Annotated in this window: 16 protein-coding genes; 3 read left to right on the top strand and 13 right to left on the bottom strand. The window is 61.7% G+C overall.

Annotation, left to right across the window (positions count from 1 at the left end; translation table 11 throughout):
- Positions 1-43: 43 nt before the first annotated feature.
- Positions 44-781, top strand: a complete 738-nt coding sequence (locus JV201_RS27250; RefSeq protein ID WP_177035279.1) for an ABC transporter substrate-binding protein — start codon at positions 44-46, stop codon at positions 779-781.
- A gap of 104 nt (positions 782-885) precedes the next feature.
- On the opposite strand, the gene yccS is transcribed toward JV201_RS27250, so the two are convergent.
- The 10 genes from yccS to betI form a co-directional block, all read right to left on the bottom strand.
- Positions 886-3,069, bottom strand: coding sequence for a YccS family putative transporter (gene yccS / locus JV201_RS27245; protein WP_177041233.1), 2,184 nt, complete (start codon positions 3,067-3,069; stop codon positions 886-888).
- Positions 3,070-3,303: 234 nt separating this feature from the next.
- Positions 3,304-4,482, bottom strand: a complete 1,179-nt coding sequence (locus JV201_RS27240) for an NAD(P)/FAD-dependent oxidoreductase (protein ID WP_003216890.1) — start codon at positions 4,480-4,482, stop codon at positions 3,304-3,306.
- Between the two features lie 160 nt (positions 4,483-4,642).
- Positions 4,643-5,980 carry an ATP-dependent RNA helicase DbpA gene (dbpA, locus tag JV201_RS27235; RefSeq protein WP_236260841.1) on the bottom strand — a complete coding sequence of 446 codons (1,338 nt, stop codon included), beginning with the start codon at positions 5,978-5,980 and terminating at the stop codon, positions 4,643-4,645.
- Positions 5,981-6,110: 130 nt separating this feature from the next.
- Complete coding sequence (gene mdtD, locus JV201_RS27230) at positions 6,111-7,538, bottom strand: multidrug transporter subunit MdtD (protein WP_003216894.1); 1,428 nt, start codon at positions 7,536-7,538, stop codon at positions 6,111-6,113.
- A 36-nt stretch (positions 7,539-7,574) separates the two neighbouring features.
- The gene (locus tag JV201_RS27225) at positions 7,575-8,465 is read right to left on the bottom strand and encodes an alpha/beta fold hydrolase (protein WP_177116625.1); all 891 of its coding nucleotides are present in this window, start codon (positions 8,463-8,465) and stop codon (positions 7,575-7,577) included.
- 329 nt (positions 8,466-8,794) lie between these two features.
- Complete coding sequence (locus JV201_RS27220; protein ID WP_178903628.1) at positions 8,795-10,111, bottom strand: TldD/PmbA family protein; 1,317 nt, start codon at positions 10,109-10,111, stop codon at positions 8,795-8,797.
- Complete coding sequence (locus JV201_RS27215; protein ID WP_003216898.1) at positions 10,111-11,553, bottom strand: TldD/PmbA family protein; 1,443 nt, start codon at positions 11,551-11,553, stop codon at positions 10,111-10,113. The genes JV201_RS27220 and JV201_RS27215 overlap by 1 nt, the downstream gene beginning before the upstream one ends.
- A gap of 211 nt (positions 11,554-11,764) precedes the next feature.
- Entirely contained in the window at positions 11,765-13,468 is a 1,704-nt protein-coding gene (gene betA, locus JV201_RS27210) for a choline dehydrogenase (RefSeq protein ID WP_219406242.1), read from the bottom strand.
- A 196-nt stretch (positions 13,469-13,664) separates the two neighbouring features.
- Positions 13,665-15,137, bottom strand: a complete 1,473-nt coding sequence (gene betB, locus JV201_RS27205; RefSeq protein ID WP_008434045.1) for a betaine-aldehyde dehydrogenase — start codon at positions 15,135-15,137, stop codon at positions 13,665-13,667.
- A 61-nt stretch (positions 15,138-15,198) separates the two neighbouring features.
- The gene (gene betI / locus JV201_RS27200) at positions 15,199-15,792 is read right to left on the bottom strand and encodes a transcriptional regulator BetI (protein WP_003216902.1); all 594 of its coding nucleotides are present in this window, start codon (positions 15,790-15,792) and stop codon (positions 15,199-15,201) included.
- 376 nt (positions 15,793-16,168) lie between these two features.
- Between betI and JV201_RS27195 the strand changes: the two genes are divergently transcribed.
- Positions 16,169-18,103 (top strand): BCCT family transporter, encoded by a 1,935-nt coding sequence (locus JV201_RS27195; protein ID WP_236260840.1) that lies wholly within the window; start codon positions 16,169-16,171, stop codon positions 18,101-18,103.
- A 154-nt stretch (positions 18,104-18,257) separates the two neighbouring features.
- Here the strand turns inward: JV201_RS27195 and choV are convergent, their stop codons facing one another.
- From choV to JV201_RS27180, 3 genes are all read right to left on the bottom strand, one after another.
- Positions 18,258-19,436, bottom strand: coding sequence for a choline ABC transporter ATP-binding protein (gene choV, locus JV201_RS27190; protein ID WP_003216907.1), 1,179 nt, complete (start codon positions 19,434-19,436; stop codon positions 18,258-18,260).
- Positions 19,433-20,278, bottom strand: a complete 846-nt coding sequence (choW, locus tag JV201_RS27185; protein ID WP_003216909.1) for a choline ABC transporter permease subunit — start codon at positions 20,276-20,278, stop codon at positions 19,433-19,435. The genes choV and choW overlap by 4 nt, the downstream gene beginning before the upstream one ends.
- A 67-nt stretch (positions 20,279-20,345) precedes the next feature.
- On the bottom strand, positions 20,346-21,293 hold the full coding sequence (locus JV201_RS27180) for a choline ABC transporter substrate-binding protein (RefSeq protein WP_003216912.1): 948 nt from the start codon (positions 21,291-21,293) through the stop codon (positions 20,346-20,348).
- 436 nt (positions 21,294-21,729) lie between these two features.
- On the opposite strand from JV201_RS27180, the gene JV201_RS27175 reads away from it, so the two are divergent.
- Positions 21,730-23,106, top strand: coding sequence for an L-serine ammonia-lyase (locus JV201_RS27175; protein WP_008434038.1), 1,377 nt, complete (start codon positions 21,730-21,732; stop codon positions 23,104-23,106).
- Positions 23,107-23,109: the final 3 nt, after the last annotated feature.

Raw genomic sequence — 23,109 nt, 5'->3', positions numbered from 1 at the left:
GCCCCAGAGGTCAGGCCATAGAATGCCCGCCAAGGACTTGAGCATGCCGCGATTTTCTCGTGCCGTTGCTTTGATCGGTTTGTTGTTGCTGGCCCAGGCGGCGGCGGCAGAACGCTTGCGACTGGTGGCGGATGCCTGGCCGCCGTTCACTGACGCCACCCTGGTCAATGGTGGTTTGGCCACCGACATCGTGACCACCGCCCTGGCCCGTGCCGGCTATGCCAGTGAGTTTGAACAGGTGCCCTGGGCGCGGGCGCTGATGGGCGTGGGCGATGGGCGTTACGACGTATTGGTGAACGCCTGGTACGACGATGCGCGTACTCAGTTGGGGCAGTTTTCCGGCGAATACCTGCTCAACCGGGTGCTGTTTCTCAAGCGCCGCGACGATCCCATCGACTACCAGAACCTGGAGCAGTTGCACGACTACCCCGTCGCGGTGGTGCGTGGCTATGCCTATTCAGCGGCGTTCGATGCCGATCCGCAATTGCAGAAAGTCCCGGTGCATAACTTCGCCATGGCCGTGCGCATGCTGGCGGCGCAGCGGGTGCGGCTGACGTTGGAGGACGAATTTGTCGCCCGCTACTACCTGGCTCGGGAGTCCGCCACCGTGCGCAACGCGGTGGAGTTTTTGCCGGTGCCGCTGAGCGAAAACAGCCTGCACATTCTGGTTAGCCTGAAAAATCCTCAGCATCAGCAGATTGTTGCCGGGTTTGATCGGGAGATTGCCAGGATGAAAGTGGATGGCAGTTATGCGCGGTTGATGAAGCAGCACGGGATGTAGTGAGGCTAATGGCCCCTTCGCGAGCAAGCCCGCTCCCACATTCGACCGCATTCCAAAGGTGGAACTCGGCCGAATGTGGGAGCGGGCTTGCTCGCGAAGAGGGTTCAGGCTTCGCTGGTATCTTTGATCAGGTGAGCCGCCAACGTGCGCAACGGCCCCAGTTGCCGGCAGATCAGCGCCAATTGCGTCTGCACCAGCCGCTGCCCTTCGTCAATTTCATCCGGCATCTGCTCCAGGTCCACTGCCAAGGCTTCCTCGGCATCACTCTGAATCGCAATTGGCTGCTTGTTCGCCAGCCCCGTGGCGATCTCGTCGATGCTCGCCGCCAGCGTCTTCCCGGCGCCTTCGATCAAGTGCTCGCGCACTTCCGCCGGCAGTTGGGTTTCCCTGTGGGCGCCCAGCCCCGACAGGTAGCTGAGCAGCGTGTGGGACAGCACCAGGAACCTGAACCCCACGTCCGCTTCCTTACGGAAGTGCCCCGGCTCCATCAGCATGTTCGCCAGGGTGGTGGACAGCGCGGCGTCGGCGTTGTGGGCATTGCGCCGGGCGAGGCGGTAAGCCAGGTCGTCGCTTTTGCCCGCGGCGTACTGCTGCATGATCTGGCGCAGGTAGATGCTGTTGCAGGTCAGGGTATTGGCCAGCACCTTGTTCAGGCGCCGGCCCTGCCAGTCCGGCAGGAACAGGAACACCGCCAGCCCGGCGATCAGGCTGCCGAGCAAGGTATCGAACAGCCGTGGCAGGAACAGCCCGTAGCCGTCGCCCACCTGGTTGAAGCAGAACAGCACCATCAGCGTGATCGCGGCGGTCGCCAGGGTGTAGCGCGTGGTACGGTTGATAAAGAACACCAGGCCGGCGGCGATGGCGAACATCGACTGGATCAGCGGGTTGGGGAACAGGTCGAACAGCGCCCAGGCGATGGTCAGGCCGATGGCGGTGCCGATGATCCGCTGGCCCAGCTTGCGCCGGGTGGCGCCGTAGTTTGGCTGGCACACGAACAGCGTGGTGAGGATGATCCAATAGCCTTGGGACGGGTGAATCAAGTGCACCATCCAGTAGCCGATACTCAGCGCCAGGGGCAGGCGCAGGGCATGGCGGAACAGCAAGGAGGTTGGTGTCAGCTGCGTGCGCAGGCGCGTCCACATTTCCTTGAGGTTGCGCGGCGCACGGTCCAGCAGGCTGCTGTCGGTGGCATCGGCCAGGCTGTCTGGGTTGGCGGCGTCGCCGAGCAGGCGGTCCAGGGTCGACAGGTTGGCGGCCAGGGCGCGCAGGGAGCGCAGCAGGCCGCGCCAGGCCGGGTTGCTCTGGATGCGCAGGTGTTCCAGGGAGGCGTTGAGGTCGCCCAGGGCTTCGGCGAAGCTGGCGTCATAAACGAACGGCTGGCGCATCTGGATCGATTCGGCCAGGGTCTGGCAGGCCTTGCCTTGCTGGCGCAACAGGCGCTGGCAGCGGAACAGCACGTCGCTGTGGAAGAAGGCTTCGGCGAGGGCGTTGTAAGGGTAGTGCGAGGAGCTGGCGCGCTCGTGGATGTCCTGGGCCAGGAAGTACAGCTTGAGGTAGCGGCTGACCTTGGAGCCCGGGCGACCATTGCCGACCCGGTGCAGGATGATCTCTTTGGCGGCGTTCAGTGCTGCCACCACCCGGCCGTTCTGCTGCGCCAGTTCCAGGCGCCGCGCTTCCACATCCAGTTGGCGGATCGGTTCGAACAGTGACGACTTGAGCTTGAGGTAGCGTCCCAGCTCGCGAAACAGTCGCGCCAGGCTCTGCTGCACCGGCTGGTTGGAAAACAGCACCTGCCACAACACCGACAGCGCGCCATACCACGCGGCGCCGGCCACCAGCAGCAAGGGTTCATGCCAGAAGTCGGTGACGGCGCCACCGCGCTGGTCCACGCCGATCATGGTGTAGACCGAGAGAATCAGGGTGGCCGAAGCGATCGCCCCATAACGCTCGCCGAGGGCACCGAGCATGGTCAGGCCGAAGCTGGATAGAGCCAGGAAGATCGCGAAGATCCAGGGATAAGGGAAAAGCAGTTCGACGGACAGTGCCGCAGTGCTGAAGCACACCAGTGTCACGGCCAGGGCGTTGAGCCGGCCTTGCCAGTTGTCATCGGTCTCGGCCAGGGCGCTGGCGATAATCCCCAGGAACAGCGGGATCAGCAGCGCCATTTCATTCTGGTACCAGCACAGCGCCATGCTGCCGGTCAGGGCGATGAATACCCGTACGCTGTAACTGAACTTATCCAGTGCCCAAAGGCGCCGCATGGACTGCTTGAAGGAGGTCGATGACATGAAGTCTGGGGTCTTCCGGGACGATGCCGCTAAATTGAGCCAGTAATGACGCCACGGCAAGCGTGGCGATCACATCTGAGAGCAAAATTTATTCCAGTCATTACTTCCAAGCACACCACGAACCAAATGTGGGAGCGGGCTTGCTCGCGAAGGCGGTGTATCAGTCACTGATGTATTAGCTGACACTCCGCCTTCGCGAGCAAGCCCGCTCCCACATTTTTTTACCGGGTTCCGTCAGGCAAATTGGGCAGCGGCATAACCGGAGGCCCACGCCCACTGGAAATTGAACCCGCCCAGGTGACCGGTCACATCCAACACTTCGCCGATGAAGTACAAACCGGGGCTTTTCAGGGATTCCATGGTCTTGGACGAGACTTCCCGGGTGTCCACGCCACCCAGGGTGACCTCGGCGGTGCGATAGCCTTCAGTACCCGCCGGCACCAGTTGCCAGCTCCCCAGTTTGCCGGCGATGTCGGCAATCTCGGCGTGGGTGTACTGCTTCATCGGCTTGGAAACGAACCAGGTTTCGGCCAGCAGGTTGGCCATCTTCTTGGTGAAGATCTCACCCAGCAGGGTTTTCAGCTCGCTGTTCGGGCGCTCCACCTGTTGCGCTTGCAGCCAGGTGTGGGCGTCGTGGTCGGGCAGCAGGTTGATTTCCACCGTGTCGCCGGGTTCCCAGTAGGAGGAAATCTGCAGGATCGCCGGCCCGCTCAGGCCGCGGTGGGTAAACAGGATGTTCTCGCGAAAGCTTTGGTCGTTGCAGCTCACCAGGCAATCCACGGACGTACCGGACAGCTCGCCGCACAATTCCTTGAGCTGGTCGGTGATGGTGAACGGCACCAGCCCGGCGCGGGTTGGCAGCAGTTCATGGCCGAACTGCTTGGCCACTTGATAACCAAAGCCGGTGGCCCCCAGGGTCGGGATCGACAGCCCGCCGGTGGCGATCACCAGTGATTCGCAGCGCAACTCACCCAGGGTGGTTTGCAACTGATAGCCGCCATCGACCTTGGCAATCTCCTGCACCGAGGTGTCCAGGTGCATGCTCACGCCGACCTGGATGCACTCATCCAGCAGCATCCCGAGGATGTCGCTGGACTTGTTGTCGCAGAACAGCTGGCCGAGTTTTTTCTCGTGGTACGGCACGCCGTGCTTGGCCACCAGCCCGATGAAATCCCACTGGGTGTAGCGGGCCAGGGCGGACTTGCAGAAGTGCGCGTTGTGGGAGAGGAAGTTGGCAGGCTCCGTGTACATATTGGTGAAGTTGCAGCGGCCACCGCCGGACATCAGGATCTTTTTGCCGGCCTTGTTCGCGTGGTCGATCAACATCACCTTGCGCCCACGCCCGGCGGCGGTCAGCGCACACATCAAGCCTGCGGCGCCGGCGCCAATGATCACAACTTCGGTCGAGCGCACAGCCATGTCCTCATACAAATTCTGAATTGGAATACAGTCAAATGTGGGAGCGGGCTTGCTCGCGAATGCGGTATATCAGTCGACAGATTCGGTGACTGGCACTSCGCATTCGCGAGCAAGCCCGCTCCCACATTTTTGATCTCGGTATAGCTTGAGATCTTTACAGGATACGCACGCGCAACGAACGGCCTTTGATCTTGCCGTCATTCAAACGCTGCAGCGCCTGCTTGGCGATCCCGCGTTCAACGGCCACGAACGCCTGGAAATCAAAGATCGCGATCTTGCCGACCTGGGCCCCCGGAATCCCGGCTTCACCGGTCAGTGCGCCAAGGATATCGCCCGGGCGAACCTTGTCCTTACGGCCTGCGGCAATGCACAGGGTGCTCATCACCGGCAGCAACGGGCCGCCGCTCTGAGGCTTGAGGTTGTCCAACTGGTCCCAGTTCAGCGGCGACTTCTGCAACTGCTCGATGGCCTGGGCGCGGTGGGCTTCGGACGGTGCGACGAGGCTGATAGCAATGCCCGTCTCACCCGCGCGACCGGTACGGCCCACGCGGTGGATGTGGATTTCCGAGTCGCGGGCCAGTTCGACGTTGATCACCATGTCCAGTGCATCAATGTCCAGGCCACGGGCAGCCACGTCGGTGGCGACCAGTACCGACGTACTGCGGTTGGCGAACATCGCCAGTACCTGGTCACGGTCGCGCTGTTCCAGGTCGCCATGCAGGCCAACGGCGGAGATGCCCTTGGCGGTCAGGTGATCCACGGTTTCCTGCACTTGCTGCTTGGTGAAGCAGAAGGCTACGCAAGACGCCGGGCGGAAATGCGCCAGGACCTTGGTCACCGCGTCCATGCGCTCTTCCGGGGAGATCTCGTAGAAGCGTTGCTCGATCTGGTCGTCCGAGTGGAACGCTTCGGCCTTGACCTGTTGCGGCGCGCGCATGAATTTCGAGGCCAGCTGCTTGATGCTCACCGGGTAGGTGGCCGAGAACAGCAGGGTCTGGCGGCGGGCCGGGGTCTTGCTGATGATGTCTTCGATGGCGTCGTAGAAGCCCATGTCGAGCATGCGGTCGGCTTCATCGAGGATCAGCGTGTTCAAGCCGTCCAAAACCAGCGAACCCTTGCGCAGGTGCTGCTGGATGCGGCCCGGGGTGCCGACGATGACGTGGGCGCCGTGCTCCAGGGAGGCGATCTGCGGGCCGAGGGACACGCCGCCGCACAGGGTCAGCACCTTGATGTTGTCTTCGGCGCGGGCCAGGCGGCGGATTTCCTTGGCCACCTGGTCAGCCAGCTCGCGGGTCGGGCACATGACCAGTGCCTGGCAACCGAAGTAGCGCGGGTTGATCGGGTTCAACAGGCCGATGCCGAAGGCTGCGGTCTTGCCGCTGCCGGTCTTGGCCTGGGCAATCAGGTCCAGCCCTTTGAGGATCACCGGCAAGCTTTGCGCCTGGATCTGCGTCATCTCGACATAACCCAGCGAGTCGAGGTTAGCCAGCATGGCGGCGGACAGGGGCAAAGTATTAAAAGCGGTGGCGATGGTAGTCACGGGACTGGCTCTGCAAAACAAAATGTCGCGCAGTGTACCAGCCTCGTGGGATTTTCCCTGCAAGTTCTAGACGAGAAGCCTGTTAATGCTCAATGTCGTGCTCACGGCTGACCACGCGTTTGCCGTCTTTTGGCGACAATTGCAGGAAGATCGCCGCCGCCAGCATCGCCATGATGCCCACGGTGACGAAGGTCAACTGGAACGCGCCGAGCACGGTGTCGACCCCGTCGTTGCCCACTTCGGCGGTAAAACCACCCAGCAGCGCACCGGCGCAGGCCACCCCAAGGCTCAGGGACAACTGCGCCACCACCGACAGCAAACTGTTGCCGCTGCTGGCCTGGGCGTCGTCGAGGTCGATCAGGGTCACGGTGTTCATCGCGGTGAATTGCAGCGAGTTGATCGCCCCGAGGATCGCCAGCATGCTCAGCAGCAGCGGGTAGGGCGTGTGTTCGCTGACCAGGCCCATGCTTGCCAGCATGATGCCCAGCGCCAGGGTGTTGCCGGTCAGCACCACGCGGTAGCCCAGGCGCTCGATCAGCGGCCGGGCGATGGACTTGGCAAACATCGCCGCCGCCGCCAGGGGCAGCATGCTCATCCCGGCTTCGGACGGTGAGTAACCGAGCGCCACCTGCAGCAACAGCGGCACCAGGAACGGCAACGCGCCGCTGCCCAGGCGAGCGAACAGGTTGCCGAGGATGCCCACCGCAAAGGTCCGGGTCTTGAACAGCACCGGCGAGAACAGCGGGTTGTCGATATGCCCGGCGCGCAGCCAGTAAGCCGCCAGGCACGCGAGGCCGCCGAACAGCAGCAACATCACCCGCAGGTGCGGCAGGTGCAATTCGCCGAGGCCTTCCATGGCGATAGTGATCAGCACCATCGCCGCGCCGAACAGCAGGAAACCCACGCCGTCGAACCGCGTACGTTCGCTGCCGCGCAGGTCGGGGATGAATTTCCAGACGGCGTAGCAGCCGATGATGCCCACCGGCAGGTTGATCAGGAAGATCCAGTGCCAGGTCAGGTATTGCACCATCCAGCCGCCCATGGTCGGGCCGAGCAGTGGGCCGAGCAGCCCGGGAATGGTGATGAAACCCATGATGCGCACCAGCTCCGAGCGCGGGTAGGCGCGCAGCACCACCAGCCTGCCCACCGGCAACATCAACGCACCGCCCAGGCCCTGGATCACCCGGGCGCCCACCAGCATGGTCAGCGTGCTGGAGAGCGCGCAGAGCAACGAGCCAATGCTGAACAGCATGATCGCGCCGAAGAAGATCTTCTTGGTGCCGAAGCGGTCGGCCACCCAGCCCGAGGCGGGAATCAGCAAGGCCACGGTGAGCATGTAGGCAATCACTACGCCTTGCATGCGCAAGGGGTTCTCCGCCAGGTCTCGAGCCATGGCCGGCAAGGCGGTGTTGAGAATCGTCCCATCCAGCGACTGCATGAAGAAGGCAATCGCTACCACCCAGGGTAGCCAGCGGGCGGTCTTGGCATCGAGAGGGGCGCGATTCGGCATGAGTTACCTTTTTGTTAGCAGCCTATGTGTCGGCGATTATGCGCCATCGGCAGCTCCTTTTCCCACTGGCCCTTCGTCTATATCTGACAACTCCACGTGTTTGCCCACCAGGAAATCAATCAGCGCGCGGTGCACGGCCAGGGCCGCTTCGCGGGATTCCAGGTCGAGCAAATGGCCGGTGTGTTCGGCGGTGGCGAAGCTGCTGCGGCCTACGTATTTCTTGAACAGTTGGGCTTCGTCTGCCGGGGTGTACTCGTCCAGCACGCCGTTGAGGAAGTGCACCGGGGTTTCGATCCGGGTCAGTTGCGGCAGGTAGTTGCCGTCACCCAGCGCCAGCACCTGATGGATATGGAAGCGTGCCTGGCGATACTCGGTGGTGGCCATGGTCGACAGGTGCCGGTGGTTGTTGCGCTTGAGCCGGGGCGACAGGTATTTGCCCACGGTTTCATTCAGCAGATGGCCGACGGCGGATTTGTCATCGGCCTCGATCAGCACGCGCACCCGCTCTACGTATTCGAGCATGGCCTGGTTGAGGTTGGGCGCCAGTGCCATCACCACCGAGCTTTCAATCGACGGCGGGTTGTGGGCGAGGGTCAGCAGCGTGGAAATCCCCCCCCATGAGGCAGACACCAGGTGGTTGACCTGAAAGCGTTCCACCAGAGCGCGCAGGATCTGCACTTCATCGTCCTTGGTCACAAGGTCGAGGTCGGTGTTGTGCGGGCGTGAATAGCCGGAGAACGGCAGGTCGAACATCAGCACATTGAAGTGCTCGGACAGGCACTTGCTGGTGCGTGCAAACGAGCGGGTGGTGGACAGCGCGCCGTTGACCAACAGCACGGTTTTCTTCTCTGGGTTGTTACCAAGCTGCTCTACGTGAACGTTGTAGTGCTTGAACAGCTTTTCAATGACAAAACTTCCATGGTTCATGTCAACGCTCCAGCTTGCCCTATCCCGGGCAAGGTCGTGCATCACTTGCGTGCAAGTGGGTTGAGGACGGCGGGGTGTTGTTTGAGTTTTTTTACCGCGCGGACGTGGCTAGGTGCCACCAACCTTTATAACGAGGTTTTTCGCGAGCGACAACTGGCCGGACGGCCAGGTGCCTGGAGTGGGGCTTTGAGGATGAACCGAATCAAAATGTGGAATGCGATCAACTGTGGGAGCGGGCTTGCTCGCGAATGCGGTGCCTCAGTCACAGATGTAGTGGCTGACACGCCGCATTCGCGAGCAAGCCCGCTCCCACATGGGTTTTGCGTTGCTTATAAGGTCAGGGTCAGGCGTTTTACCAGCGCCCCCGGCAGCAGATTGGATGACGTATTGCGCTGGCTATACGTACTCGCCGACAGCAGCAATTCCCGATCAGCGGTCAGCGCTTCCAGTTGCGAGCCCAGCAGGCTGTACACGCTGTCATCAAAACGCATGGTGCTGACCGGCGCCTTGATCTCGCCGTCTTCGACCCAGAACGTGGCGAAGCGGGTCATGCCGGTCAGGCGCGCGGCGGGCTGGTCGGAGTAGTTCAGGTACCACAGGTTGCTGATGTACAAGCCGGTGCCCAATTGCTTGAGGATATCGGCCTGGGCGAGGTCGCCGGCCGCCATCTGCAGGGCGCTTGGAGATTCATCGCCGCTGGCGCCATTGGTGCTCAAGCCGTATTCGGCGGCACTGCGGGAGTTCACCAATTGGCCTTCAGCCTTGCCGGCATTGATCAGCTTCACATCACTGCGCGGATAGCCGTCACGGGAAAACGCCGAACTCAGGGAGCCGCTGACCTGTTCGTCCAGGGTCACCAGCGGGCTCAAGGACTGATCACCGCCATACAACCGTTGCAACGGGCTGCCTTTGCTGGCTATGGCCTGGGCGGAAAACCCGCCCCAGGTGAGCATGCTGATGATTTCTTCCATGGCCGCCGGGGCAAGGTAGGCGCGATATTGCCCCGGTGCCAGCGGGTGCAGCGGGCGACCAAGGTATTCCAGTTGCTCACGGGCCTGCTTGAAACGCTGGGCGAAGGCCACGCTGTCCCAATCGTTGCCGGCGTAGCTGGCTTTCACCGCTTCACCGTTGGCGTGGAACAGGCTGAAGTCGAAGTTGAAACTGTTGGCCTGGTGCCATCCGAAGGCGCCTGATGAACTGGCGAAACCACGGCTGATAGGGCCGGCGGCGTAGAAGCCGACCATGTCCACACCTTCAGCGGCCAGGCTGACTGCTTCCAGCACCTGGGCCAGGTCCGGCAGTGGTCGGTCCTGCTGGTCCTTGTTTTGCCAGGCGTTGTGGTTGAGCAGCAGGTACGGATCCTGGGGCAACAACGGCAAGGTCTCGCGCAGTTGTTGCAGGCCGTTGGCCAGACGCTGGCGATCCAGTTCAGGCTCGCCCGCCAGAGTGATACCGAGGTCGGCGTGGCGCCCGTCGTTGATCAGCTTCAGGTTCAGGCTGGCCTGTTGCACCTGGCCGGCCTGGCGCACTTTGCCGTGGTTGAAACGCACAAACTCGGAGGACTCGTCGGCGTAGCCGAGGTGGAATTGTTCGTGGTCGGTGATGGCCTGCTTGAGCCAATCCACCAGGGCTTTGAAATTATTCATCAGGCGTCTCCCCCGAACACGTCCACGTTGCTGAACACACAGGCCGGCGACGCATGGCCGACGCGGATCACCTGGTTGGGTTCGCCCTTGCCGCAGTTCGGCGTGCCCAGCACCTTGAAGGTGCTGGCGTCGCCGACGGCGCTGAGGTTGCGCCAGAACTGCGCGGAAATCGCCCGGTAGTTGGGGTTCTTCACCACGCCTTTGAGCTCGCCGTTTTCAATCAACTGGCCCCACTCGCAGCCAAACTGGAATTTGTTGCGTGCATCGTCAATCGACCACGAACGGTTGGTGGACATCAGGATGCCGTTCTCGATGCCGCCAATCAGCTGCGCCATGTTCTGGTCGCCGGCCTCGATATTCAGGTTGGCCATGCGGTCGATCGGCGCGCGGTTCCAGCTGCAGGCACGGCTGTTGGCCACGCCTTGCATGCCGGCGCGGTATTGCGACAACGCACCGCCCAACGGCTTGAGCAGCAAGCCTTCGCGGATCAGGAATTGTTTGCTGGCCTTCGTGCCGTCGTCGTCATGCCCGTAGCTGGCGAGCTGCTCGGGAATGTCCGGGTCGAAGGTCACGTTCAGCAGGTTGGAGCCGTATTGCAGGTGACCGAAATCGCTGGCCTTGACGAAGCTGGTGCCGGCGTAATTGCGCTCGTCGCCCAGGATGCGGTCGAGTTCCAGCGGGTGGCCGATGGATTCGTGGATCTGCAGGATCATCTGGTCGGGCATCAGCAGCAGGTCGCGCGGGCCCTGGGGCGTGTTCGGGGCCAGCAGCAGTTGCAGCGCCTGGTCGGCAATCTGCGGCGCGGCGCCCACCAGGCCGAAGCGGCTGATCACGTCAAAGCCGCCTTGCTGGCCGAAGTTGGTACCGCCCAGGGTGCGGGTCTGGCTGTCATTGCCGTCGTAGGCCGTGACGTTGACACCCGGGAACACAAACCGCTGGGCCTGGCGCAGTTCGGCGCCGGCGCTGTTGAGGTAGATCTGTTCGACGTGGGTGGTGCCCAGGCTGACTTCCCAGTTCACCAGGCGCTCGTCCTTGGGCACGGCGGCCGATTCGGCGCCGAGCAGTTGGTAGCAGTCGCTCAGGGACGGGAAGGGCTGGTCGAGGCTCGGCGACAGGTAGTCGGCAGTGTCGCTGGAAACTGGCTGGTCGCGCAGGTCGAGCAGGGCGTGGGGCTTGATGAGGCGGGCTTGCTGTTCGGCGCGCTCAAGGGCGGCTTGCAGGCCGGGCAGGGAAATGTCGTGGGTGGCGGCGTAGGCTTCGACGCCATTGAGGCGCACGGTGAGCATCGCGCCTTCGTCCTGGCTGAGGTGTGGTGGCTCGGCGACGTTCTTGCGTACCGACAGGTACTGGCCGGACTCGCGGACGTAGCGCAGGGAAAAGAATTCGGCGGTAGTGCGCAGGGCACTGAACTGCTTTTTGAGTGTGGCGTGGTGTTCGAACATGGGGCCTTCCTTGTGGGCGGCTCGGCGCGGGCAGGCAAACAGAGTAGGCCTGGGCTGGGAGCTGATCAAGGAAAGTGTAGGCGGGCGGGAGGTCTTGCGGTGTCAGATCGGGCCTCTTCGGGAGCAAGCCCCCTCCCACATTTGATCGGGTTCACACGGTCAAAAATGTGGGAGCGGGCTTGCTCGCGAAGGGAGCACCTCGGTCCATCAGTTACTGCGCAGTAGGACCCACTTCACGCATCGGCTTGCCACGCACCGGCGCATCGCCTGCCACGTAGTAATCCGCAGTGCTGCGCGGCAGTGGCTTGCGGCCACGGATCTTGTCGGCGATTTTCTCGGCGATCATGATCGTCGGCGCGTTCAGGTTGCCGGTGGTGATGATCGGCATGATCGACGCGTCAACTACGCGCAGACCCTGCATGCCATGCACACGGCCTTCGGCGTCAACCACGGCCATCTCGTCGGTGCCCATCTTGCACGAGCAGGACGGGTGGAACGCCGTCTCGGCGTGCTCACGGATAAATTTATCCAGTTGCTCGTCGGTCTGTACGTCGATGCCCGGGCTGATTTCGCGGCCACGGTATTGGTCGAGTGCCGGCTGTTGCATGATTTCACGGGTCAGGCGGATGCCGTCGCGGAATTCCTGCCAGTCCTGTTCGGTAGACATGTAGTTGAAGAGGATGCTTGGGTATTCCCGTGGGTTCTTCGACTTCAGCTGCACGCGGCCGCGGCTCGGCGAACGCATGGAACCCATGTGCGCCTGGAAACCGTGCTCTTTCACACCGTTGCTGCCGTTGTAGTTAATCGCTACCGGCAGGAAGTGGTACTGGATGTTCGGCCAATCGAAGTCTTCACGGGTACGGATGAAACCGCCCGCTTCGAACTGGTTGCTGGCGCCGATGCCGGTGCCGTTGAACAGCCACTCGGCACCAATGGCCGGCTGGTTGTACCAGAGCAGCGACGGGTACAGCGAGACCGGTTGGGTGCAGGCGTATTGCAGGTACAGCTCAAGGTGATCCTGCAGGTTTTCGCCGACGCCTGGCAGGTCGTGGACCACCGGGATGTCGAGGCTTTCCAGCAGCTTCGCCGGGCCGACGCCGGAGCGTTGCAGCAGTTGCGGCGAAGCGATTGCGCCGCTGCACACCAGGACTTCCTTGCGGGCACGGGCTTCAACGCGTTCTTCGGCAGCACCGATCAGGTAGCGAACGCCAACGGCGCGCTTGCCTTCGAACAGGACTTTGTCGGTCAGGGCATGGGTGACGATGGTCAGCGTCGAGCGCTTCTTGGCCGTGTCCAGGTAACCGCGAGCGGTGCTGGCGCGACGACCGTTTGGCGTCACGGTACGGTCCATCGGGCCGAAGCCTTCCTGCTGGTAGCCGTTCAAGTCGGAGGTAGCGGGGTAACCGGCCTGTACACCGGCTTCAACCATCGCGTGGAACAGCGGGTTGTTGCCGGTCTTTGGCGTGGTCACGCTGACCGGGCCGTCGCCACCGTGGTAGTCGTTCGGGCCGATGTCGCGGGTTTCGGCTTTACGGAAATACGGCAGGCAGTCCAGGTAGGTCCAGTCTTCCAGGCCCGGCAGTTTCGACCAGTTGTCGTAGTCCATCGCGTTGCCGCGGATGTAGCACATGCCGTTGATCAGCGAGGAGCCGCCGAGGCCCTTGCCGCGACCGCACTCCATCCGGCGGCCGTCCATGTGTGGCTCTGGATCGGTTTCGTAGGCCCAGTTATAGCGGCGGCCTTGCAGCGGGAACGCCAGGGCGGCTGGCATCTGGGTACGGAAATCGAAACGGTAGTCCGGGCCGCCGGCTTCCAGCAGCAGGACGGTGACGCCTTCGTCTTCGGTCAGACGGGTCGCCAGGGTGTTACCGGCGGAGCCGGCACCCACAATGATGTAGTCGTATTCTTGGGACATTGAATGCACCCTCGTGAAAGTTGGTTCAGGCTGCTTTTGTGGCGAGGGAGCTTGCTCCCGTTCGACTGCGCAGCAGTCGCAAAGTCAGCGCTCGAGTTCTGTCTGAAAGAACTGCGGTACCTGGCATGGGGCTGCTTCGCGGCCCGACGGGAGCAAGCCCCCTCGCCACATGGGCCATGCCAGGCTCAATCAGGTTTTAGAACACCGAGGCGTAGTCGCCCAGCTCAACCTGTACCGATTTGATGCGAGTGAAGTTGTTCAGCGAGGTGATCCCGTTTTCACGGCCCACGCCCGACTGCTTGTAGCCGCCCACCGGCATCTTCGCGTCGGACTCGCCCCAGGCGTTGATCCAGCAGATACCGGCTTCCAGCTGATGAATCACGCGGTGGGCGCGGTTCAGGTCCTTGGTCACCAGGCCAGCGGCCAGGCCGAAGTCGGTGTCGTTGGCGCGGCGGATCACTTCTTCTTCGGTGTCGTAGGTGAGGATGCTCATCACCGGGCCGAAGATTTCTTCACGGACGATGGTCATTTCGTCGGTGCAGTCAGTGAACACGGTCGGGGCCACGTAGGCACCCTTGGCGAATTCACCGTCGGTCAGACGGTCGCCGCCGCACAGCACGCGGGCGCCTTCTTCTTTACCTTTGGCGATGTAGCCGAGCACGCTTTCCATGTGGGCGAAGCTGACCAGCGGGCCGAAGTTGGTGTTTTCATCTTCCGGGTTGCCGATGCGGATGCGCGCAACGCGCTCGGCTATCTTGGCTTCGAACGCGCCTTTGAGGGCGGTCGGAACGAACACGCGGGTGCCGTTGGTGCAGACCTGGCCCGAGCTGTAGAAGTTGGCCATCATCGCGATGTCGGCGGCGCGGTCGAGGTCGGCGTCGTCGAAAATGATCAGCGGGGATTTGCCGCCCAGTTCCATGGTGACTTCCTTGAGCGAAGAGCTCGAAGCGCTGGCCATGACTTTCTTGCCGGTGTCGGTGCCGCCGGTGAAGGAGACTTTCTCGATGCGCGGGTGTTCGGTCAGCCAGGTGCCGACTTCACGGCCGCTGCCGGTCAGGACGTTGAACACGCCATCCGGAACGCCGGCGGCGGTGTAGATTTCAGCCAGTTTCAGGGTGGTCAGCGAGGTGACTTCGCTTGGCTTGAAGATCATCGCGTTACCGGCCGCCAGGGCAGGTGCGGATTTCCACAGGGCGATCTGGATCGGGTAGTTCCACGCGCCGATACCGGCCACGACGCCCAGTGGCTCGCGACGGGTGTAGACGAACGAGGTGTCACGCAGCGGGATCTGCTCGCCTTCGATGGCGGGCACCAGGCCTGCGTAGTATTCCAGCACGTCAGCGCCGGTGACGATGTCGACGTATTGGGTTTCGGAGTACGGCTTGCCGGTGTCCAGGGTTTCCAGGGCGGCCAGTTCGTCGTTGCGCTCACGCAGGATATCGACGGCACGACGCAGGATGCGCGAACGCTCCATGGCAGTCATGGCGGCCCAGATTTTCTGGCCCTTTTCGGCGCTGACCACAGCGCGCTCGACGTCTTCTTTGGTAGCGCGTTGCACGTTGGCGAGAACTTCACCGTTAGCCGGGTTGATGGCTTCGAAAGTGGCATCGCTGCCAGCGTCGGAGTAGCCGCCGTCAATGTAGAGTTTTTGCAGTTCGAAACGGGCCATAAAGTCCTCGCAAGTGCATTAGTGGTTGGCGCGGTTCGGGAGTTGAGCGTTTATGTGTGCTCTAACTCACCTGCTTGGCCAATTGGAAATCCATGTATTCGTAAGCGATCCGTTGCGCCTGCTCCGTGTCGAAAGCGTCTCCCGACAGGGCGCCGCGCAACCACAAACCGTCGATCAGGGCCGCCAGGCCTCGGGCTGCGCTGCGTGCCTCGGGCAACGGCAACGCTCGGCGGAACTGGCAACACAGGTTGGAATACAGACGGTGATCGTTGATCCGCTGCAGCCTGTGCAATGACGGGTGGTGCATGCTGGTGGCCCAGAAGGCCAGCCAGGTTTTCATAGCCGGGCCGTTGACTTGGCTGGCGTCGAAGTTGCCTTCGATGATCACCTGAAGATGGGCCCGCGGGCTGTCATCTTTCAGCGCCAACCGGCGCTCGGTGACGTTCTCGATCAGCACGTTCATCAGGTACCGCATCGTGGCGGCGATCAGGCCATTCTTGTCCTGAAAATAGTGACTGATGATGCCATTCGAGACACCGGCCAGACGGGCGATCAGCGCAATGCTGGCATCCCCCATTCCGACCTGATCGACGGCCGTCAATGTGGCTTCGATCAACTGCTGGCGGCGTATGGGTTGCATACCGACCTTGGGCATCGTGCACCTCTCCTTAGGCCTGCCAACGGGCGATAAACGTCCGTCGGCTTGAGGGCCAGTCTATTTTGTTTTGATTGAACGTTCAATCAACAAAGAATAAGATCTGCGACAAATGGTCGCTGCCTACAGGTATTTCCTACGTGCATGTGGCGCCACCTGACATCGGGAAAACCCATGAAACAGCCCGGCACAGCGGTTCGCCGGGGGTTTATGGTTTTTCGGGGTGTCTTTATACACCCGTCCGTCGACTGCCGAAAAATCGATGGCTCGGGTCAAGCGTTGCCTTGTGTTTCTCTGCACTGCCCGGAGCATCTGTGCCATGAGTTCTGCCTCTCTTATAAAGACCCCGCCAGAAAAGGTGCGGGTCAACGGTTGGGTGTTCTACACCTCCACCGCGCTGATTCTGTTGTTGACCGCGATTCTGATCATCGCCCCGCAGGAAGCCGGCAGGATGCTCGGTGTGGCCCAAGCCTGGTTGTCGAAAAGCTTTGGCTGGTACTACATGGTCGTGATCGCCGCCTACCTGGTGTTTGTGGTGGGCCTGGCGTTTTCGTCCTATGGCAAATTGAAACTGGGCAGCAAGGACGACACCCCGGACTTCAGCTACGGCGCCTGGGCCGGCATGCTCTTCTCGTCGGGCATCGGCATCTCGCTGCTGTACTTCGGCGCCTCCGAGCCGCTGGACCACTACTTCAACCCGCCTGAAGGCGCATCGGCCACCGGCGAAGCTGCACGCCAGGCGTTGCAGTTGACGTTCCTGCACTGGGGCCTGCACGGCTGGGCGATCTACGCACTGGTCGGCCTGGCCGTGGCGTACTTTGCCTACCGTCATAACCAGCCGCTGGCCCTGCGCTCGGCGCTGTACCCGCTGGTGGGCGAGCGTTGGGTCAAAGGCGCGGCCGGTCACGCGGTGGACGGCTTCGGCATGTTCGTGACCCTGCTGGGCCTGGTGACGAACCTGGGGATTGGCTCGATGCAAGTGTCGTCCGGGCTGGAAAACCTGTTCGGCATGCAGCACAGCAACACCAACCTGCTGATCGTGATCATCGTGATGAGCACCGTGGCGACCATTGCTGCGGTGTCGGGTGTGGAGAACGGCATTCGCCGCCTGTCCAACCTGAACATCGTGCTGTTCAGCGGCCTGCTGATTTTCGTATTGCTGTTTGGCCCGACTTTGCACTTGCTCAACGGCTTCGTGCAGAACATCGGCGACTACATGAACGGCATCGTGCTGAAGACCTTCGACCTGTACGTGTACGAAGGCGACGCCGACAAGACCGAACGCTGGATGGGCCTGTGGACCCTGTTCTACTGGGCCTGGTGGATTTCCTGGGCGCCATTCGTGGGCATGTTCATCGCGCGTATTTCCCGTGGTCGCACGGTGCGTGAACTGGTGGCCGGCGTGCTGCTGATCCCGCTGGGCTTCACCCTGGCGTGGCTGTCGATCTTCGGCAACTCGGCCCTGGACCTGGTGGTGAACCATGGCGCGGTGGAGTTGGGCAAGACGGCGCTGGAACAGCCGTCCATGGCGATCTACCAACTGCTTGAGCATTACCCGGCGTCGAAAATCGTCATCGGTGTGTCGATCTTCGTGGGCTTCGTACTGTTCCTGACCCCGGCGGATTCCGGCGCGGTAATGATGGCGAACCTGTCCTGCAAGGGCGGCAACGTTGACGAAGATGCGCCGCACTGGCTGCGGATTTTCTGGTCGGCGGTGATCACCCTGGTGACCATCGGCCTGCTGTTCGCCGGTAACTTCGAAGCCATGCAAACCATGGTGGTGCTGGCGGGCTTGCCGTTCTCGGTGGTGCTGGTGTTCTTCATGTTCGGCCTGCACAAGGCGATGCGCCAGGACGTGGCGATCGAGTTGGAGCAGGCGCAGTTGGCCGAGCGTGGTCGGCGTGGTTTCAGCGAGCGTTTGACTGCCCTGGACCTGCAACCGAGCCAGGGTACCGTGCAACGCTTTATGGACAAGCACGTCACGCCGGCGCTGGAAGAAGCGGCGACTGCGTTGCGTGACCAGGGGCTGGAAGTGCAGACCCTGCTGGGCAAATCCAAGCGCTGCATTGGTGTGCGCATCGAGATGCAAGAGGGCAATCCGTTTGTCTACGAGGTCAGCCTGGATGCTTATTCGTCGGCACCGAACGACTTGCCCGAGGAAGAACGCACGCGCTACTACCGCGCCGAGGTTTACCTGCACAACGGGCCTCAGGAATACGACCTGATGGGCTTCACCCAGGAGCAGATCACCCGGGACGTGCTCGATCAGTTTGAAAGCCATCGGCAGCTCCTTGGCCGTGTCTATAGCTGAGTGTTGAAAGGACAGGTGGTGTCGTTACTGACACCACCTGAGCAAAATGTGGGAGCGGGCTTGCTCGCGAATGCGCAGTGTCAGTCAGTACATCTGACACTGATACACCGCATTCGCGAGCAAGCCCGCTCCCACATTTTTTTTGCGGTGTCTGTTAGCCCAGGTTCTTGCCCAAGAGGGCGTGATAGAGCTCGCTGTCACCCAGAATCCCCACCACCTTGTTGTTGTCCTGCAGCACCAGCTTGTTCCCTGTCTGATACCGAATCTGCAACGCCTCACGCATCCCGATATTCGAATCCACCAGCGTCGGCATCCGGCCCAGGCCCTCCACCGATTGCCCCGGTGCCCAGTTCTGCAGGTTCAGCACCGAACCGTTCTGCCGCGCGCCCTTGATGGTGTTGCCTTCGGCCAGGTCCAGCCACGAGTCACCGCCCGGGTCCAGGCTGATGGAGCCGTTGACGTGGGTGCAGTTATCCACCGTGCGCATCAGGCTGCGGCCACACAGCACATTCAGCGGGTTGGTGTGGGCCACGAAGGTCCGCACATAGTCATCCGCCGGGTTCAGCACGATCTCTTCCGGCACGCTGTACTGGATGATCCGGCCGTCTTTCATGATCGCGATGCGGCTGCCGAGTTTCAGCGCCTCATCCAGGTCGTGGCTCACGAATACGATGGTCTTGCTCAGCTTGCGTTGCAGCTCCAGCAACTCATCCTGCAAGCCCTGGCGGATCAGCGGGTCGAGTGCCGAGAAGGGTTCGTCCATCAACAGGATATCGGCGTCCATCGCCAATGCGCGGGCCAGGCCGACACGCTGCTGCATGCCACCGGAAAGCTCGTCGGGCTTCTTGTTGCGCCACTGCGACAGGCCCACCAGTTCCAGCTTGTCGTCCACCAGCTTGCGTCGTTCTTTCTCCGGGCGGCCCTGCATCTCCAGGCCGAAGCTGATGTTCTCGCGCACCGTCAGCCAGGGCATCAGGGCGAACTTCTGGAACACCATGGCGATGCGCTGGGTGCGCATCATTTTCAGCTCGGCGGGGGTGCAGGATGCGATGTCGATCTGGCGACCTTCATGCTCCACAAACAGCTTGCCGCGGCTGACGGTGTTCAAGCCGTTGATGCAGCGCAACAAGCTCGACTTGCCCGAGCCGGACAGGCCCATCAGCACGCAGATCTCGCCTTTCTCGACATCCAGGCTGGCGTTTTCAACGCCGACAATCTGCCCGGTCTTTTTCAGGATCTCGTTGCGCGTCATGCCCTGGTCCAGCAGCTTGAGCGCCTCGCGTGGGTCTTTGGAGAAGATCACGTCGACATTTTCGAATCGGATAATGCTCATGCATCACCCCCTACTTTGGCGTCGGGTTGTTTGCAGATGCGGTCGAGCATGATGGCCAGCAATACGATCGCCAGGCCGGCTTCAAAGCCCAGGGCGATGTCGGCGGTGTTCAGCGCGTTGACCACCGGTTTGCCGAGGCCGTCGGCGCCCACCAGGGCCGCGATCACCACCATCGACAACGACAGCATGATGCATTGGGTAATGCCGGCGGCGATGCTCGGCATGGCGTGGGGCAGTTCGATCCGCGAGAGCAACTGACGGCGCGAGCAGCCAAAGGCCTTGCCGGCGTCCATCAACTCTTGCGGCACATCACGGATACCCAGGTAAGTCAGACGGATAGGCGCGGCAATCGCAAACACCACCGTGGAAATCAGCCCGGGCACCACACCCAGCCCGAAGAGGGTCAGGGTAGGGATGAGGTAGACGAAGGTCGGTACGGTCTGCATCAGATCGAGCACCGGCCGCATCAGGGTGTAGAACATCGGTTTGTGCGCGGCAACAATGCCCAGCGGCACGCCGATCACCACGCAGACCAGGGTGGCGAACAGCACTTGCGCCAGGGTCTCCATGGTTTCCTGCCAGTACCCAAGATTCAGGATCAGCAGGAAGGAGGCGATGACAAACACCGTCAGGCCCCATTTGCGTTGAATGAAGTGAGCGAGCAGCGCAATCAGACCGATCAATGCCAGTGGATTGAACCAGGTCAGCGCGAACGTCACGCCGTGGATCATCGTTTCCAGGGTCGATGCGATTGCGTCGAAGTAGGCGGCCCCGTGTTGGGTCAACCACTCAACGAAGGCAGCGATGTACTGGCCTAGCGGGATTTTATGTTCAGTCAGCATGGTAGTGAATGTCCACATGCGAAGAGGAAAAACATCCCGGGCCAGCGTACCGGCCCGGGGTCAGCGGTTACTTGGCGAGGTAAGCTTTGACGGCCTCCAGTCCTGGTTTGCCATCGACCGTGGTGACACCGGCGAGCCAGGTGTCGAGCACTTGCGGGTTCTTCTTCAGCCACGCCTTGGCGGCGGCGTCAGGCTTCATTTTGTCGTCCAGGACGTTACCCATCAGGGTGCTTTCCATGTTCAGGGTGAACGACAGGTTTTTCAGCAACTGGCCCACGTTGCTGCATTCCTGGGTGTAGCCCTTGCGGACGTTGGTGTAGATGGTGGCCTGGCCGTAGTTGGGGCCGAATGAATCATCACCCCCGGTCAGGTACTTCATCTTGAAGCGGGTGTTCATCGGGTGCGGTTCCCAGCCGAGGAACACGATGGCCTGGTCGCGCTTGGTGGCGCGTTCCACCTGCGAAAGCATCCCGGCTTCGCTGGATTCGACCACTTTGAAACCGGCGGTTTTCAGGCCGAAAGCGTCCTTGTCGATGAGGGTCTGGATGGTCCGGTTGCCGTCGTTGCCCGGCTCGATCCCGTAGATCTTGCCGCCCAGCTCATCCTTGAATTTGACGATGTCGGCGAAGTCTTTCAGGCCCTTGTTGTACAGCGCTTCCGGTACGGCCAGGGTGTACTTGGCGTTTTCCAGGTTGGCGCGCACGGTTTCCACGGTGCCGGCATCACGGTACTGCTTGATGTCGTTTTCCATGGTCGGCATCCAGTTGCCGAGGAAGATGTCCATGTTCTTGCCGTCGGCCAGGGACTTGTAGGTCACTGGTACTGAAATCATCGTGGTGCGGGGTTTGTAGCCGAGGCCCTTGAGGACTTCGCTGGTGGTGGCCGTGGTGACGGTGATGTCGGTCCAGCCGACATCGGAGAAGTTGACGGTCTGGCATTGCGCCGGTTCTGCAGCGTGAGCCACGACTGGCAGACTCAGCATGGCGGCCAACAACAACGACGGGGAACCTTTCATGGGGGTGGACTCCTGGTGTTTTTCTGGCGGCAATAACACCGCGCTTATAGGTGTTGCGGTTGGGCGTGCGGCACAGCTCTGCCACGCAACTGTGCAAACGAGTCGAGACTGATCATGTACCAGTGAAAATCTGACGCCTACAGGGGGCGTCGTATCCAGTACAGGGATGGTCGTATCCAGTGTCGGTGACGTCGCTTACAGATTTTTTCCACGGCAAAACTGCACTTTTTACCGATCTGCACCGCAAAAAACGGCCAAAACGTCGCCTTCCACAACAGCGGCGCTGATGAGCATGGGTACGTCGGTGTGAGACGCCGTGAGCGCCAGCAAAAGCTTGATGATGGCCGCATCTGGGCGGATTGCGACATGAGCGTAGCAGCTCCGTCACCAGGCGTTATGTGCGCCTGGCCTGTGCTCATCGAGGAGTTTCACGGCAATGGCTATCAGCGTTTTCGACCTGTTCAAGATCGGCATTGGGCCTTCGAGTTCTCACACCGTCGGCCCCATGCGCGCCGCGGCGTTGTTCGTTCAAGGATTACGTGAACGTGATGTGTTGGAACAAGTCAGGCGCGTCGAAGTTCAGCTGTATGGCTCCTTATCGGCCACGGGCATCGGTCACGGCAGCGACAACGCGGTGATCATGGGCCTGATGGGCGAGTGGCCGGACGCGATCGATCCGTCACAGATCGGCATCCGCATCGAAACCCTGCGCGAGACCAACACCCTGCTGCTGGACGCACGTTTGCCGGTGCCTTTCTTATGGGCGCGGGACATGCGCCTGATCGACGAAAACCTGCCGTTCCACCCCAATGCCATGACCCTGGTGGTATTCGGTGATAACGGCGAGCTGCACCGCGACACCTACTACTCGGTGGGCGGCGGATTCGTGGTGGATGAAGCCCAGGCCAACAGCGGCGTGGCGGACATGGACCGCACCGAGCTGCCCTATGATTTTTCCAGTGCGGTGGAACTGCTGCAGCTGTGCAAGACCCACAACCTGCGCGTCGCTGAGCTGATGTTGGCGAACGAAAAAACCTGGCGCTCGGAAGAAGAAATCCGCAGCGGCCTGATGAAGCTTTGGCGCGCCATGCAGGATTGCGTGGAGCAAGGCCTAAAGCACGAAGGCATCCTTCCCGGCGGCCTCAATGTAAGGCGCCGTGCAGCCAAGTTGCACCGCAGCTTGCAGGAGCTGGGCAAGCCGAACGTGATCGGCTCGACCTTGAGCGCGATGGAGTGGGTCAACCTGTTCGCTCTGGCGGTGAATGAAGAAAACGCCGCCGGCGGGCGCATGGTCACGGCACCGACCAACGGCGCGGCGGGGATCATCCCGGCGGTGCTGCACTACTTCATGAAGTTCAGCGAAGAAGTGACCGAGGCCAACGTGGTCGACTATTTCCTCGGCGCGGCGGCGGTGGGCATCCTGTGTAAGAAGAACGCGTCGATCTCGGGTGCCGAAGTCGGCTGCCAGGGTGAAGTCGGCTCGGCGTGCGCCATGGCGGCGGCGGGTTTGGCGGAGATCCTCGGGGCTACGCCGGAGCAATTGTGCAACGCGGCGGAGATCGGGCTGGAGCACAACCTCGGCCTGACCTGCGACCCGGTAGGCGGGCTGGTGCAGGTGCCGTGCATCGAGCGTAATGCGATTGCCGCGGTGAAGGCGATCAACGCGGCGCAGATGGCGCTGCGGGGGGATGGCCAGCACTTCATCTCGCTGGACCGGGTGATCCGCACCATGCGCGATACCGGGGCGGATATGCATGACAAGTACAAGGAAACATCGCGGGGTGGGTTGGCGGTGAGTGCGGTGGAGTGTTGATCC

It is taken from the genome of Pseudomonas sp. Colony2, assembly GCF_019382755.1.
In the GTDB taxonomy this organism is placed as follows: Bacteria; Pseudomonadota; Gammaproteobacteria; order Pseudomonadales; family Pseudomonadaceae; genus Aquipseudomonas.
Note: the sequence above shows the minus strand (reverse complement) of the source record. Positions and strands in the feature narration are given on the sequence as shown.